We start from the raw sequence: 14,142 nt of genomic DNA, 5'->3' as shown, positions 1-14,142 counted from the left end.
GCCTGCGTGTGAGAAAGTCGCAGGTGGGTACCTCTCGCAGTATGAGTACCAGCAGCATTATCTGGATAATTGTTGCCGTGGTCGTGGTGATAGCGATCGTGGCCGCACTCCTGTGGGTGGCGCGAAACAGGCGTGACGAGCGTCGTCACATCGAGGCAGAACAGATCCGCGAAGACGTCGCAGACAAGTCACTGCAAGTAGGCGAGCGCGAGGCGCGGGCAGAAGAGACAGCAGCCAAAGCGCGCATGGTGCAGGCAGAGGCCGACGCCAAAGCGGCGGAAGCGTCTGCGCTGCAACATCATGCAGCGCAGCATCGGAAAGAGGCGACGAGTTCTCGCGACGAACTGAACCAGCAACGAGATCATGCAGACACGATCGACCCCAAGGTTCCCAACCCCGAAGAACCGCGGTCGACGCCGGATCAGAACCCTCGAAACCCTTGATCTCGAAACACTTGATGCAGGCGTTCGAGGGAAGCGTCTGCCCGTATATGGTTCGACGATCATGATGAATAACGAATCGTCACCGCACGACCAGAAGAGCGTTGCGTCCACGGCGGCTGACGTCGCACAGAACAATGTCTTCGAGCGCTTTGCCCGTGCCGGATTCGTCGTCAGCGGTGTGGTTCATCTGCTGATCGGATATATCGCGATCCGCCTTGCTCTCGGTGGATCCGGGTCTGCGGACCAATCGGGTGCGATGGCCGAGTTGGCAGGAAAGCCAGGGGGTGTCTTCGCTCTGTGGGTCGGCGTCGTGGCCTTCCTTGCCATGGCGTTGTGGAGATTGGCCGAAGCTGCGTTGGGAAGCTCGTCGTCGCCGTCCTCTGACGACAAGAAGAAAGAGTTCTTCAACCGCGCAAAGGCTCTGGGCATTTCGCTCGTCTATTTCGGTTTTGCGTTCACTGCATTCGGATTCGCCCGCGGTAGCGGGAAGTCCAGCAGCGGTCAGAGTGCGGGGATCACGGCGCGTTTGATGGAGAACACGCTTGGAACTATCGCATTGGTGATCGGCGGGATGGCGATCATCGCTGTTGGTGTGTACCACGTGTACAAGGGCGCGAGCCAGAACTTCCTCGATGATCTGAAAGGCACACCCAGCAACTTCGTGCGCCGACTCGGAACCGTCGGGTACGTCGCCAAGGGCTTGGCCATCGCTGCAGTCGGCATTCTGGTTCTTCTTGCGGTCAACAGTTCCGAACCCGGCAAGTCCTCCGGACTCGACGGAGCGTTCAAGACGCTGGGCGCGCAGCCGTACGGAGTGGCGCTGCTGATCCTTGCCGGATTGGGCATCATCACCTACGGGCTCTACTGCTTCGTGATGGCACGCTCGACGAAGATGTAGCGCCCGTAGGTAAGTGGGCCTATCCGAATGACCCGGTCTGGAAGCCGACGTCGCTGCCCGACGAACTTCCCGTCGAGCTACCGAATATCGGTCGTCTCGGAACCAGATCATGCATCAGGTTCACGGCTGCAGGGTCGATCATCGCCGCATTTCCACCGTTCGCCAGAATCGTGATCGACCAGCCGCTGTCGGGAACCAGCAGGGTGATGCAGTTGGATCCCGAGCTGTCTCCGTTTTTCTTGGCGAACCGTTGTGGGAAGTTCGGCGTCGGGGGTTGGAGCTGCCACGCCATTCCCATTCCGAATGCAGGATTCTCCGGAGCTTGCGTGTCGATCTGCTCGAGCATCGAGGTCAGGACTGGTTTGAGCGGGTTGTTTCCGTAGCCGAGAGTTGTTGCAGCCCAGATCGACATGTCCTCGGCGGTGCTGACCAGCCCACCCCCGCCTGCGATCGCACCCGTGTTGTTCCACAGAGGCGCTCGTGTGCCGTCGAGGTAGTACGGAACGGCAAGGTCGGTTGCTTTGGTCTCGATCACGGTACCCATCATCCCGAGCGGGTCGGTGATTTCGCGGGCGACTGCCGCCGCGAATGGTGGTTTCTCTTGTCCCGGAATGATTTTGTCGGCCATGAGTGTGCCGAGCAGTCCGAACCCGAAGTCCGAGTACAGCCAGTGGCTACCGGGGGCGAACTCCAAGGCGCCGGCGTCTTGGAGTCCTTTCCAGAGCATATTTCTGGTGTACTTCGCCTTCTCGTCCGTGCACGATCGTGTGGGATCGGCACACCCCGCCGAAAGATTGGGCGGGTCGTCGCTCAGGCCGGAACGGTGGGTGACCAGTTGGCGAAGCGTGATCTCCTCGCCGCCGATGCCTTTCGGCAGCGGGTTGCCATCCGAATACTTGCTCGCCAGGTCGTCCAATCCGACTTCTCCCCGAGAGATCAGTTTCGCCAGTAGTGCAGCGGTGAAGGTCTTGGTCTCCGAGGCGATCTCGAATTGCGTTCGTGGAGTGACTCTCACGCCGTTTTCGACGTCGGCCTGGCCGTAGTGGTACGTAGTGGTGACACTCGCCTTGCGGTTCTTCTCATCCGGTTTGACGATAGCGAAGGCAAGGCCGGGAACGCCGCTGTTCAGCAGTGTCTCTGCGACGCGCTGCACCGCTTGGGCTTCCGCAGGATCGCCGACCCGCGAACCTGGATTGGGTGCCGTGGGGCCGGCGGCGCCGGCGGTCGAGGAGGTCGCGAGGGTTATGACCGCGGTTGCCGCCAGCCCTGCAACGCTGATGAACTGCCGTCGTGACGTCCGGGCGGACCCTCGATCCTGGTTATCCATTGTTTGCACATTACAACCAAAGTCGACTGGTTTGACTGTTTTGTCGGAATTGCCAAGGTGTGGTCCTTAGGCGATGGTTTCGCTAAATCACGCCGCCGTTGACGTAGATGACCTGGCCATTGACCCAACGAGCTGGGCCGGCGAGAAATGCGACAGCCTCCGCGATGTCCATCGGTGTGCCGAGGCGTTCCAGGGGAGCCAGCTTGGACAGGTTCTCCACTGTAGCTTCGTCTTTCCCGTCAAGGAACAGATCGGTGGCCGTGGGGCCTGGGGCTACGGCGTTGACCGTGATATCGCGTCCCCGTAGCTCTTTCGCGAGAACCAGAGTGATCGCGTCGACAGCACCTTTGGTGGCGGCGTACGCGGCATAAGTCGGAAATGCCAGCTTCTTCACGGAGGTGGAGAAATTGATGATCGCACCACCGCGCCGGACACGTCTGGCTGCCTGCTGGTCGACCACGAAGGTCCCTCGGACGTTGGTCCGATGCATCCGATCGAAATCGTCGAAGTTCAGTTCTGCGACGGTGGAGAGGATCATGATTCCGGCTGCGTGAACGACGACGTCGATGCCCCCGAACTCCTCCTCGACCGTATCGAACAGTGTGGCGACTTCACCTTCGTCGGCGACGTCCGCATGCACCGCGATGGCGCGACCGCCCGCAGCGACGATGGCGTCAGCTGTTTCCTGGGCGCGTTGAATGTTTCCTGAATAGTGCACGGCGACAGCCATTCCGTCGGCGGCGAGCTTCTCGGCAGTCGCTCGCCCGATGCCGCCGGACGCTCCGGTGACGATGGCGACGCGGGTGGTGGTGTCAGTCATGATGTAACTCCTGAACTGGTTTCGGTTGCATCGGACAGCTTGCGAAGCCACTCTCGTAGTAGGCCGACTTCGTTGGCGGAGAGAGAAGTTGAATCTGCAGCGGCCAGTTGGGCGTCGAGAGTAGATGCAACTCTGTTGAGTGAGGTTTCCGGGTGGGCGCCGGATTCGTCGATGATGGACGCGAAGATTCCGTCGCGAACTCGCTGTGACAGCGTCGGATCGGGGTACTGTTCCGGCCTGACGACGAGCATCAGAGCGACGCCCGCATTCGCGGACATCACCATCTGCGTAGCCACGTCGACCGATACGGTCAGAACACCTGCCGCAGCGCATCGTTCGAGAACGGATCGAAGTAGCGCCTGGGCCTGCAGGGCGGTGTCGGCGCTCTGGGCGGAAGGTGAGTGCATCAAGCGGTAGTGAGCGGGATGCGCGAGCGCGAAGGCGGTGTGCGCATCCCAGCCGGCCCGTAGATCGGCAACGGGGTCATCGGAAGGTGTCGCAGCGCGTTTACCTTCGAGGTATTCGAAGAAGCCCGCCTCGACGACGGCTGCGAGCAGACCGTCCTTGTCGCCGAACTGACGGTAGAGCGCGGGGGCGCCGACGCCGGCCATCTCGCACACGGCGCGGGTGGATATGTCGCCGTTGGGGGAGGTGTTGAGCAGCTCGGTTGCCGCGGCCAGAATCTTTGCTCTCGAGCTCATAAAAACAACGCTAACACAACTATGTAATCGTTGCTATCGCCGGTTTGGTCGTGCGAACGAACTACAGACACAGGCGCCAGAACTTGATCAGATGAGTGAGCCGGTCCGGCCACGGTTCTGTGTGGAGTGACGGCTAGAGCCGTTCTGTTCTCACACTCTGAACGAAGGAATCCTGGTGATTTACTCGGAAACTACTGTTGCGCAAAATAATTCGCATTTCGGTTATCTGGGGTGGATTCTGCGGGTCATCAGTGTCGTGGCGTGCGTTGCGGTTGCAACGGTCGTTGTCTCGCTGACGCTCGGGCCGCCATTCGCGCGGGCCTGGGCACAGTGGGTTGCTCGTCATCTAGGTGGGGACTTCGAGACGGTAGTCGTTGTCGGATTTGTGACTGGGCTTCTAGGCGCCGCTGTGACTTTGTTTGCAGCGCTGATGAGTTCGTTGGCGTGGCGGCGTCGCGGTGGCCCGGCATTGTCGCTTGGTGTCGGTGCCATTGCCATGCTTGCCGTTATTCCTGGCGCAGTGAATTTGAGTATCGCGGTCGGTGCAGCAGGATCCGGTGTGAGGGCGGCGGGGAGGATCCTCGACGTCGACGGGCCGGCGTTTCGTGGAGCCTGGATAGCCGGATCTGTGGCGGGGCTGTTGCTGTATATGGCCGCGGCGCTGCTGTTAGGGAGGAGCCTTCGTTCGACGTTCGGGCCTGTCAGGCAGGTGGCGGCACCGCTCCCTGGGGTGGTCGGCTACACCGCCGATGGCCGACCCGTTTTTGCACAAGTGGGCTTCACATCGGACGGGATTCCGGTACTCGCAGATCAACTTGAAGCGCGTTATCCAGCGCGACCAGCGGTCGGCACGAATGCCTTGGCCATCGTCGCACTTGTACTTGGAATCTTCGGTGGAGTTCTTGCTATTCCAGTGGGCCATGTGTCGTTGAACCAGATTCGCCGTTCCGGCGAAAGTGGGCGAGGATTGGCAGTGGCCGGACTCGTTCTCGGTTATCTGTCGCTGGTCGTCGTCGTAGGTGTCGTATTCGTGGCTGTGTCCGCGGCCTATCGATAATTTGGGTCGCGCGTCAGAGTTGGGTGGGCTGGAGTGGCTCGATGTCGGAGGTGCGAGGTCCGAACAGGCCCATAGCCCGGGTGCGAATGGACGGTAGTGCTTCGTGGATGCTCCCGCCGAGGCGGTGGAGAGAGTTGAACGAGCGTGATTCCCAAACCGGAAACTCTCCGTCGGTGTCGCGTGATGCTGTGTCCCACAGGAGGGCGTCACCGTTTTCGCTCCATCCGAAAACCTGCAGCGAGTCGGGGAGTGACCAATCGCCGTCGGGTTCGATCATCCAATCGAACTCGTCATCCTGTCCTTCTCTGTAGACCGAATGAAGATGGGCGGTGAGGTTGCGGGCGCGCCCTTGCCAGCCGTCGGCAAATCCGGGAAGGACGGGCGGATAGATGAGCCAGAGTCCGAAGGTCCGCGCCCAACCTGCGTGCCCGATGAATGCGCGATATGAATCGGGGAAGCCCTGCCGGTCGGGAAATCGATAGGAATCCATAAGGGCAAAATCGATATGCGCGAGCGTCGGTCGGCCGTCTACCGTCAGCGCGTTGGTTCCCTGTGCAAACACACCCTCAACGCTAGCAATAGGGGATACCGTGCCGCCCTTTCCGGCTATCGAAGCACGCCGGAATGGGTCACCGAGGCGTTTGCTCGGTGACCTCCGGGTTCAGAGTCGTGTGGTGGAGCGGCGGGGTTTCCGGTCGGGGTCGATGCCCGGTGGTTGGATGAACCAGGGCAGGTGATCGGTGCCCATTCGGATTTCCCATTGTCCGGTGAATTCGGGTTTTCGGTGCATCAGGGTGTGGTGGGTTCGGCAGAGCAGGACCAGGTTGTCCATGACGGTTGGTCCTCCTTTGGCCCAGTGTTTGATGTGGTGTGCGTCGGTCCAGGCGGGGACGCAGTCGCAGCCGGGGAAGGCGCAGCCTTTGTCGCGGGCGATCAGGGCGGTGCGTTGTGCTGCGGTGACAAGCCTTTTGAGTGGGGTGACGTCGAGTGGGGCGCCGTTTTCGTCGAGGAGGACGCTGGAGAGCATGCAGTCGCAGGCGATCATGCGGGTGCGGCCGACGCTCAGTGGTCCCATCCAGGGCATGTGGCCGACATCGAGATCTTGTTTGTCGAGATCGTGAAAGTCGAGATCGAGCATGCCGGGATCGTCGTCCTCGGAGGGGACAGGTGTTGAGCCATCACTCGTTGTGGCGCATTCACGGTGGTAGGCCAGGTCTTTGGCGTTGATGTGCACGTTCAGGTGTGGGCGTTGGCCGCCGTCGATGCCGGTGGCAGCGTTGTCGAGGTAGCGCCGGATGAGTTCTGCCATGGCGTCTGCGTTGCGTGTGGCGGCGGGTCGTTTGTCGGGTGTGCCGTCTTCGGCGGGGGTGGGCATGGAGAGGTTGGAGAGGGCGGAGAGAAGCATTTCGCCGGTCACTCCGTCGAAATCGCCTCGGACGGCGACTCTTCCGTTGAGGGTGGGGGAGATGCGCAGTTCGTTGCGGTCGGTGTCTTCGCTTGGTGGTGGGTCGTCGGATTCGAACATGTGCTCGAGGACGCTGATGGCGTAGCGCAGTTTGACGGTGGTTGCTTCGGTTCCGGATGCTGCGGCGAGGAGTGTGTCGCGGCAGTACGGTAGTGCGGCGTCGGGCATTGCCTTGGGTGGGGATTCGCAGAACGCCACGATCAGTGCTGCGTGCTCGAAAGTGAGGTCACCGGCATCGAATTGGTCTTCGATCTCGGGAAACGACCGTAGCGCTTTGCCCAGGGCTGCGATTCTTCTGCCGGTGGAGATCTGCAGCATGGTGTGGTTCGCGAGCCATTGTCCGGTGCCGCGGTAGCAGAGTACTTGTTCGTCCGGGTTCAACGTCAGGGTGTCGACGGCGGCCACTCGAATGGCTTCCAGGCGAAGGATTTCCGCTGACGCGGTGATGGCGATCTCGCGGACGTCGCTGGGGTGAAGCCGCCACAATCGTCCGCGCACACCCACGGCGGAGTTGTTGACCACGTCGGTGACGGCATCGTCGGTGATGTTGATCGTCATGAGAACCCCCCGTTCCACCTCCCATCATACTCGAACATACTTTCGAGTCAAGGGCTTTTTCGAGAAGGTGAGGTGGGCCCGGACGTCGTGATTCTGTTGTTCGAGAACAGGTTCCGTCATTACTCGACTCGTTGGAGGAAGGGGTGAGGCCAGGCGCCGAGTGCGAGAACGGCGAGGATCGTCTGGACTAGTCCGGTGGTGAAGAAGATGCCCTGCAGCGGCGACCAGGCGAGAACGATGGCGATCTCGACGAAGATCCAGATCATCATGGTCAGGCCGGCGGCCGCGTGCAGGCCCCACGTCAGACGGAACCTGTTGTGCTGAGCGAAGAGCGCGGCGGCCTGGATGCCTCCGACGACAACGCCGAGGAGGATTCCGGGCCAGAAATATGAAGGGAAGACGGTTCCCTCGATCCACTCAGGAGGCAGGCCCATCCCGCCGCCGATCGTCAGGCCCGCCATTCCTACGAGCGCAGAGAGCAGGTTTAGCCACGCGATGGCGGACAGACCGATCCGGAGACCCCGTGGAGGGAGCGATGTGGACGTCATGCCTGACAACGATAGAGAGGGTCAGTCGAGCCCGTCCATGTTCCTGCGCGTTGCCGCGCTGGCAGCGTCGGCATCACCCGCGACGATGGCTTCTACTAGATCTCGGTGGGCAGCGGCTTCGTCGTCGATCGATTCGGGGTCTCGCGCCGCGACGTCGGTGATCACGTCCAGGGCCGAGTTGCGGAGCGTTTCGATGAATGAATCGAACACCATCGACAACACGCTGTTGTGCGCAGCATTCACCACGGCGCGATGTAGTTCCATGTCAGCGTCGACAAATTCTGTTGGTGTCGAAGCATTTTCACGGGCTTCGAGTGCTGCCTGTAACAGATCGACGTCGGCGGAAGTCCGGCGCATGGCAGCCAGGCGGCCCGCTTCCACTTCCAGAAGTCGGCGTACTTCGTAGACTTCGCGGCGGTCCGAGCGTTTGAGTTCTCGCTCGAGTTCCGTGACCGGTGTCGAGGACATGACGTAGGTGCCGGACCCTTGATGCGAGTAGAGCTGGCCCGACGCAATCAGTGCGCGAACGGCCTCTCTGCCGGTCGAACGCCCGACTCCGAGGAGTGTGCTCAGATCCTGTTCGTTCGGGATTTTGGTCCCGACCGGCCACTCGCCGTCGCCGATGAGGCGCGCAAGTTCGTCCGCGGCTTTCTGTACCAGCGACTGCTGCTTGATCTGGCGCACTGCCATGTGACTGCTCCTGACTGACTCGGTGAACCGCAATGGAGCGGCTCGCCGAGTAATACTTCATGTCCTCCGATGAATCTTCAGACTACGGGGCCGTCTTATGGTTTATCGAAGGGCGATGACGTCCAGTTCGCGCTCCGTCTCGTCTTCCGGGGCGAGGCGTCGATCGCGCAACGTGAATGCGATGACGGCGCCGACGAACAGCACTGCAGTTGTCGCCCCGATCGCCAGGCGCGGTCCGAAGTGATCTGCCAGGTAGCCGAACAGCGGAGATGCGATGCCTCCCACGGACATCGCGAGTCCGAGCGTCACCCCACTTGCTGTGCCGGGGCGATTCGGTAGGTAGTCCTGCGCCAATGTCACCTGTGGCGCGAAGGGCAGGAACATAGCAAATCCGAGACAGACGATTCCCAATTCGGCAACTGCAACGTTCGGAGCGGCAGCGAGCAGCGCCAGTGAAGGTACCGCAAGCAGGTAGCCGAGTCGGATGGATGCGCGTCGACCACGACGGTCCGCGAGGACTCCTCCCAGTAGCGTTCCGGCCGCTCCTGCCAATGTGAAGGAGGACAACACGATTGCAGCGCTCGAGGACGATCCGTTCAGTGCGTTGAGCACGAACGGTGAGACCAACGACAGTGTGGTCACGTACGGAATTGACCAACAGACCGTTACCAGCACGAGTCGTGTGAACGAGCGCCAATCGTCTGACACGGGACCGTTCGCTGCCAGTTGCGCACTCAACGACTGGGCTGACTCGGCCGCACCCGTGTTGGCCGATCGCGACTGGGCGACCATCCACCAAATAGCCGCCACCACTGCAGGAACTGCGAGTAGATAGCCGCCGGACAAACCGAGTGAGCCAACCACGAGCGTGACAAACGGTGGCGCCAGCGAGGCGCCCAACGTACCGCCCACGGAGAACACGCTCATGGCTTTCTGTGAATGACCTCCAGCCGCGCGTGCCAAATTTGTGGCGGGAGGATGGTATGCGGCGATGCCGATGCCGGCCACGGCAATTGCCAGCCAAGTGACGATGTAGGTGGTGCTCATCGCTGCCACGACAATGCCTGCTGCGGCCGTCACAAAACCTGTGGGTACCAGCCAGTTTCGGCTCTTTCGATCGACCAGCATGCCGAATGCAGGTTGCACGACACTGGATAGTCCGGTCGCGGCGAGCGTGATTCCGGCGACCGCGGAATAGGAATATCCGCGTTCGAGCATCATGAACGGCAACAGCGCAGGCACAGCACCCTGGTACAGATCGTTCACGACGTGTGTGCCGGTGAGAAATGCAACTTGCCCCTTCTTCATCTCCTTGGGCATCCCTTCGTTCAGGTCTTCAAGTCCTCAGGTCCTCTGAGGACTTGAAAGCTATCACGAACCCGCGGGCGCACGGTTGCGTTGGAGACCTGGATCTCATTCGAGACGACTGACTAACTCTCAGCAGTCGCGGCGTTGCGGGCGGCGAGTTGCGCGAAAGCGTGGGTAAGTTCTGCCGGGCCGACGACATCGATGTCGGTGTCGAATCGGTTGAAGGAGGCTGCCAGCGCCGTCCAAGACCATGATCCGGCTTCGAGACTGCACTGCTCGGGGCCAAGATCTTCGACGATGCCTTCCCCGACAAAGGGAAGAACATAACTGGCTGGTCGATGGAGAACGACCTTGCCATGGCACGGCCAATTGTTGATATGTTCCGATCCTTTGAAGCGCGCGGACACGTATTCGCTGACGTCGCCGCCGGGGATTTCCTTCGGCGTGAACCGGGGACCGTTCGGGGTGCGTGGGGTGATGCGATCGGCGCGGAAGATTCGCCAGTCGTCTCGCGCGAGATCCCACGCGACGAGATACCAGCGACGCTTGGAGGTCACCAGATGATGCGGCTCCACTCGGCGCGGGGGTGTTATTTCGCTGTTGTCGGTTGAGTGGTCGTTCGAGTAATCGAAGCGGAACACCTCGCGACCGCGGACTGCAGCGGAAATCGCTACGAGCACCTCAGGGGACACGGAGTCTGCGTCGCCGGAACCGGCCGAAATCGTGGTGAAACTGAGCGCGTCGAGGCGATGGCGCAGACGCGACGGCATCACTTGCCGCACAGTGGTCAACGCTCGAACCGCATCCTCTTCGATACCGACGCCGGTCAGCGTCGCCGCCTGCAGCGCAACTGCCAGTGCGATGACCTGATCGTCGTCGAACAGCAGGGGTGGCAGCTCGCTGCCGGCGTCGAGTCGGTATCCGCCGTCCGGGCCCATGGTCGCCGCAATGCGGTAACCCATCTCCCTGAGCCGGTCGATATCGCGGCGGACCGTGCGATGGCTGATGTCGAGCCGCTCGGCGAGTAGAGCGCCCGGCCAGTCGCGTCTCGTCTGCAAGAGGGACAGCAGATTCAAGAGTCGAGTGGTGGTCGCCATGCGGTGAGACTACGACGAGTCTAGGACGAAAACAGTCCTATACGGCTGTGAGAGTCGACGTCGTCAGGGAAAACCCGAGCGACGTTCGCACCAGGAGCAGACATGAGCATCAAGACAACGACCCACCTCAACTTCCGCGGAGACGCCCGCGCGGCTCTGGAGTTCTACCAGTCCGTCTTCGGTGGCCAGGTCACGATCGCAACCTACGGCGACTTCGGGATGCCCAAGGAGGTGCCCGGCGCTGAGAACGTCGTGTTCGGCCAGGTGGAGACAGAGGACGGCTTCTGTGTGATGGCATACGACATCCCTGGACAGTCGGGCGGCTCGGCCGGCAACGCAGGCTCGACACACCGCGAGAACGGCACCACGATCACTGACCAACCGTTCTTCGTCTCGGTTCGCGGTGAAACCCTCGAAGAGGTGCAGAACTACTGGGCCAAACTCTCTGCTGGTGCATCGATCATCGAGGGTCTTGCCGCCGCGGCGTGGAGCCCCGGTTTCGGCATGCTCACCGATGCGTTCGGGGTGACGTGGATCCTCGACGTCGCTGCCGGCGAAAACCCGGCCTAGCTACTCCCCGTGCTGCGGCGCGCGTTCCGAGTCACCGCGTCGCAGCACCTTCGTCATTGCGGCATCGAGTCCTGTGTCGCCGAGGCAGTCACAGTGCCTTTGTCGTGAACAGCAGGTCCCCGTGGATTTCGTGAGGCTCCGCATGGTCGGTCGCCACGAATACGAGTTTTTCCAGCACACGGCGAGAAGCGCCGTTCCAGTCACGGACCGTGGCCCACAGACGTCGATAGCCTGATGCCTGCGCCCATTGGATTACCGCCCATGAGGCCTCAGTCGCATATCCCTGACACCATGCCCTACGGAGAAATTCGAATGCCAGTTCAGGCTCTCCGTCAGGTCCGTGCTCAGTCTCGATCAGGCCGCAGTAGCCGATGACGTCATGGGATCCTTTACGCTCCACCGCCAGTAGACCGGGTTGGTGTGAGCGACTGCGAATCTGGTCCTCGATGTCTCCGATGGAGGGTCGACCATCGGAATCGATCCGACGATGCGGTGGGACACGAGGATCGCGCTCACCCCAGAGCTCCCGCAAGACAACGGCATCGGGCACACGGAACGGTCGCAGAAGCAGTCGGTCGGTCTCTAGCGAATTCTCCCGTTCGGACTGTGAAAGGGCGTCCATGTCATGGACTCTATCGGTGCGGATCACCTGCGGGCCGCGACGTACCAAATCGCGATGATCAACAAGGTTGCGGCCGAGGAGTATGCGAGGAAACCTCCCATATCGAGCCAGTTGGCCTCCCCGAACGGGCCCGGCTGTATCGGTGACGTCTCGACTGCGCGACTGCCTCGCCGTGAAAGGTGGATCCACCACACCACAGAGTTGCCGAGGCCCCATGTCAGCAGTAGCCATCGGAGTGCCCTGTCGGCAGAGGGACGGTCATAGCTGCTTTGGCGCATGATCGAGTGTCCACCCTCCGGTAGGAAAACCACGCGTTTTCGGTTATTGCAGATTCGGCGGTCGACATCGTGGACCTCGACCGTCACGGACCGAGGTCCGACCCCGGACACGACGAAGCCGCCGGACACCTGCAGGTGTCCAGCGGCTCCAGCGCGTCGGTGCCCGTCTTGCGCCTCTCGGCAAGTGGCCACTCGAAGTGGCAATTCTGGGGTGGTACCCGGGGCAAAGAACCGAACACCGACACCATCTCCAACGAACCTCCACACGGAGTTATTCCATGCTGACTTGTGCCGCGGTCAATCGTGGTCCTGCTCATCGCTCAGCTCCAGCAGAGCTGGCGACAACGGCTTCGATTCTCTGAGGTGCGCCTCGTAGCACCTCGAGGATTGCCTGGGTATCGAGATTCCCTGGTCAGTAGGCGAAGGACGAGAACGGCTTCGGCCCCCATCTCGGTGTGAGATGGGGGCCGAAGCGAGGGTGGGAATCAGCCGGTGACACCGGTCAATTCGTTGGGGGCGTGATCGAGAGTGGTCTCGGTCAGGATGCTGCCGTCCTCGAGGTCGACTGCGATCAGCTTCTTCGACGCTGGGTCGGTGACGTAAGCGGTGTGATCTTCTACGAAGAGCGCGGGCCTGGGCTCTTGCCATTTGGTGGGCTCGGTCCATGCGTCTATGACGGCGATCTTCTTGGTGACGACGCCGGTGTTCGGGTCGATGACGTGGATGGCGCCGTCGGTGCCGAGCACCAGTGCCTCTCCGTGTGGTCCGCGGCCGAGTGAGCGGAAGGTGTAGCTGGTGCCGAGGTCGACGAGCTTGAGTTCGGACGTCGTCGTGTTGGTCAGCGAGACCCGTTGCGGACGTTCGAGTTCGGCGTCCTTGTCGGTCTTGTAATCACCCAGCACGATGTCCGACTCCTCCGAGCCTGCCTGATTTCCGATGCGGCCGTATGCATCCGGACTCTGGACCTTGGTGATCGCTCCGTTCTTGTACACGAGCAACCCGTCCTGGCAGCCCAGCACGATGGCTTCGCCGGCAGCGACTGCTTCGCCGTGGACACCGGGGCACTGTTCGTTGCGCAGGATTTCCTTGCGGTCGGCATCGAGGATGGCAATGCCGTTGCGGGACTCCGAATTTCCGATGGTAGTCAACAGGCTGCCGTCGGCAAGTGCGACCGCAACGCCGTGATGGGGTTCTGGCGTGGTGTACGTCTCGACGCGGGGTTGGCGTTTTGCCAACTGCGCCGGATCGAAGATCTCGACGAGTCCCGAGCCGTCGTTGAAGAGAACGGTTTTTCCGGCATGGCGTACGACGTGTCCGGGCTCGTTTGCTGCGAACTCGACCTCGGACATCGCGGGATCGGCTGTGTAGTAATGAGAATGATCACCGTGAGCCGAAGACCACGTGCCGGTGTCGAGCACCTTGAATGCTTCGCCGGCAGAGATCATGACGTGGCGACCGTCGCCGGCCGGGTTGAGTCGGGTGAAGCCGTCGATCTCGGTCTCGCCGACCACGCCGAGGGAAGTTGCATCCAGCACCAGGACGCCGCCGTCGTACGACACGGCGAGACGTGGTGTTGCCGAGGCCTGTTCGGTTGGTGCGGCCGACGTCGTGGTCGTGGTTTCGGACTGGGCGGAGTCCTTGTTGTCGGACGAGCAACCCGTAACGAGGGCGAGTGAGAGGCCTACTGATGTGGCAAGGGTGAGGCGCCGCGACATGCGGGTGTTGAGGTGCATGGGTATAGATCTACTGCTTAATGTAAA

15 protein-coding genes are annotated in these 14,142 nt (G+C 61.5%); 4 read left to right on the top strand and 11 right to left on the bottom strand.

The features are described from left to right. Positions 1–41: 41 nt before the first annotated feature. Together M1L53_RS00400 and M1L53_RS00395 are read left to right on the top strand one after the other, a co-directional pair. Positions 42–443, top strand: coding sequence for a hypothetical protein (locus tag M1L53_RS00400; RefSeq protein ID WP_037130583.1), 402 nt, complete (start codon positions 42–44; stop codon positions 441–443). A gap of 61 nt (positions 444–504) precedes the next feature. After that, the gene (locus M1L53_RS00395; RefSeq protein WP_054187487.1) at positions 505–1,341 is read left to right on the top strand and encodes a DUF1206 domain-containing protein; all 837 of its coding nucleotides are present in this window, start codon (positions 505–507) and stop codon (positions 1,339–1,341) included. Positions 1,342–1,360: 19 nt separating this feature from the next. Here the strand turns inward: M1L53_RS00395 and M1L53_RS00390 are convergent, their stop codons facing one another. The 3 genes from M1L53_RS00390 to M1L53_RS00380 all read right to left on the bottom strand — a co-directional run bounded on the left by M1L53_RS00390 (position 1,361) and on the right by M1L53_RS00380 (position 4,189). After that, on the bottom strand, positions 1,361–2,668 hold the full coding sequence (locus tag M1L53_RS00390) for a serine hydrolase (RefSeq protein ID WP_047269434.1): 1,308 nt from the start codon (positions 2,666–2,668) through the stop codon (positions 1,361–1,363). Positions 2,669–2,750: 82 nt separating this feature from the next. Then, positions 2,751–3,488, bottom strand: a complete 738-nt coding sequence (locus M1L53_RS00385) for an SDR family oxidoreductase (protein WP_050655985.1) — start codon at positions 3,486–3,488, stop codon at positions 2,751–2,753. After that, positions 3,485–4,189: a TetR/AcrR family transcriptional regulator gene (locus M1L53_RS00380; protein ID WP_042446242.1), complete on the bottom strand. Its 705-nt coding sequence runs from the start codon at positions 4,187–4,189 to the stop codon at positions 3,485–3,487. Before M1L53_RS00380 ends, M1L53_RS00385 begins: the two co-directional genes overlap by 4 nt. 175 nt (positions 4,190–4,364) lie before the next feature. Between M1L53_RS00380 and M1L53_RS00375 the strand changes: the two genes are divergently transcribed. Continuing rightward, positions 4,365–5,246 carry a DUF4190 domain-containing protein gene (locus tag M1L53_RS00375; protein WP_054187486.1) on the top strand — a complete coding sequence of 294 codons (882 nt, stop codon included), beginning with the start codon at positions 4,365–4,367 and terminating at the stop codon, positions 5,244–5,246. 13 nt (positions 5,247–5,259) lie between these two features. Here M1L53_RS00375 and M1L53_RS00370 read toward each other — a convergent pair whose 3' ends face one another. The 6 genes from M1L53_RS00370 to M1L53_RS00345 form a co-directional block, all read right to left on the bottom strand. Further along, positions 5,260–5,808, bottom strand: a complete 549-nt coding sequence (locus tag M1L53_RS00370; protein WP_231782607.1) for a hypothetical protein — start codon at positions 5,806–5,808, stop codon at positions 5,260–5,262. Between the two features lie 99 nt (positions 5,809–5,907). After that, positions 5,908–7,269, bottom strand: a complete 1,362-nt coding sequence (locus tag M1L53_RS00365; protein WP_142006257.1) for an HNH endonuclease signature motif containing protein — start codon at positions 7,267–7,269, stop codon at positions 5,908–5,910. Positions 7,270–7,388: 119 nt separating this feature from the next. Next, on the bottom strand, positions 7,389–7,817 hold the full coding sequence (locus M1L53_RS00360) for a hypothetical protein (RefSeq protein WP_228401410.1): 429 nt from the start codon (positions 7,815–7,817) through the stop codon (positions 7,389–7,391). A gap of 21 nt (positions 7,818–7,838) precedes the next feature. Further along, the gene (locus tag M1L53_RS00355; protein ID WP_003939850.1) at positions 7,839–8,507 is read right to left on the bottom strand and encodes a FadR/GntR family transcriptional regulator; all 669 of its coding nucleotides are present in this window, start codon (positions 8,505–8,507) and stop codon (positions 7,839–7,841) included. Positions 8,508–8,609: 102 nt separating this feature from the next. After that, positions 8,610–9,815, bottom strand: a complete 1,206-nt coding sequence (locus M1L53_RS00350) for an MFS transporter (RefSeq protein WP_054188494.1) — start codon at positions 9,813–9,815, stop codon at positions 8,610–8,612. A gap of 122 nt (positions 9,816–9,937) precedes the next feature. Further along, positions 9,938–10,912 carry a YafY family protein gene (locus tag M1L53_RS00345; protein WP_054188476.1) on the bottom strand — a complete coding sequence of 325 codons (975 nt, stop codon included), beginning with the start codon at positions 10,910–10,912 and terminating at the stop codon, positions 9,938–9,940. Between the two features lie 102 nt (positions 10,913–11,014). Between M1L53_RS00345 and M1L53_RS00340 the strand changes: the two genes are divergently transcribed. Beyond that, positions 11,015–11,482, top strand: coding sequence for a VOC family protein (locus M1L53_RS00340; RefSeq protein WP_007729793.1), 468 nt, complete (start codon positions 11,015–11,017; stop codon positions 11,480–11,482). 88 nt (positions 11,483–11,570) lie between these two features. On the opposite strand, the gene M1L53_RS00335 is transcribed toward M1L53_RS00340, so the two are convergent. Together M1L53_RS00335 and aztD are read right to left on the bottom strand one after the other, a co-directional pair. After that, positions 11,571–12,104 (bottom strand): GNAT family N-acetyltransferase, encoded by a 534-nt coding sequence (locus tag M1L53_RS00335; protein WP_007729791.1) that lies wholly within the window; start codon positions 12,102–12,104, stop codon positions 11,571–11,573. 763 nt (positions 12,105–12,867) lie between these two features. Then, positions 12,868–14,115 carry a zinc metallochaperone AztD gene (gene aztD / locus M1L53_RS00330; RefSeq protein ID WP_054188475.1) on the bottom strand — a complete coding sequence of 416 codons (1,248 nt, stop codon included), beginning with the start codon at positions 14,113–14,115 and terminating at the stop codon, positions 12,868–12,870. Positions 14,116–14,142 lie beyond the last annotated feature (27 nt).

Origin of the sequence: Rhodococcus sp. T9N (assembly GCF_024436645.1) — a bacterium.
GTDB lineage: Bacteria > Actinomycetota > Actinomycetes > Mycobacteriales > Mycobacteriaceae > Rhodococcus_F > Rhodococcus_F qingshengii.
Note: the sequence above shows the minus strand (reverse complement) of the source record. Positions and strands in the feature narration are given on the sequence as shown.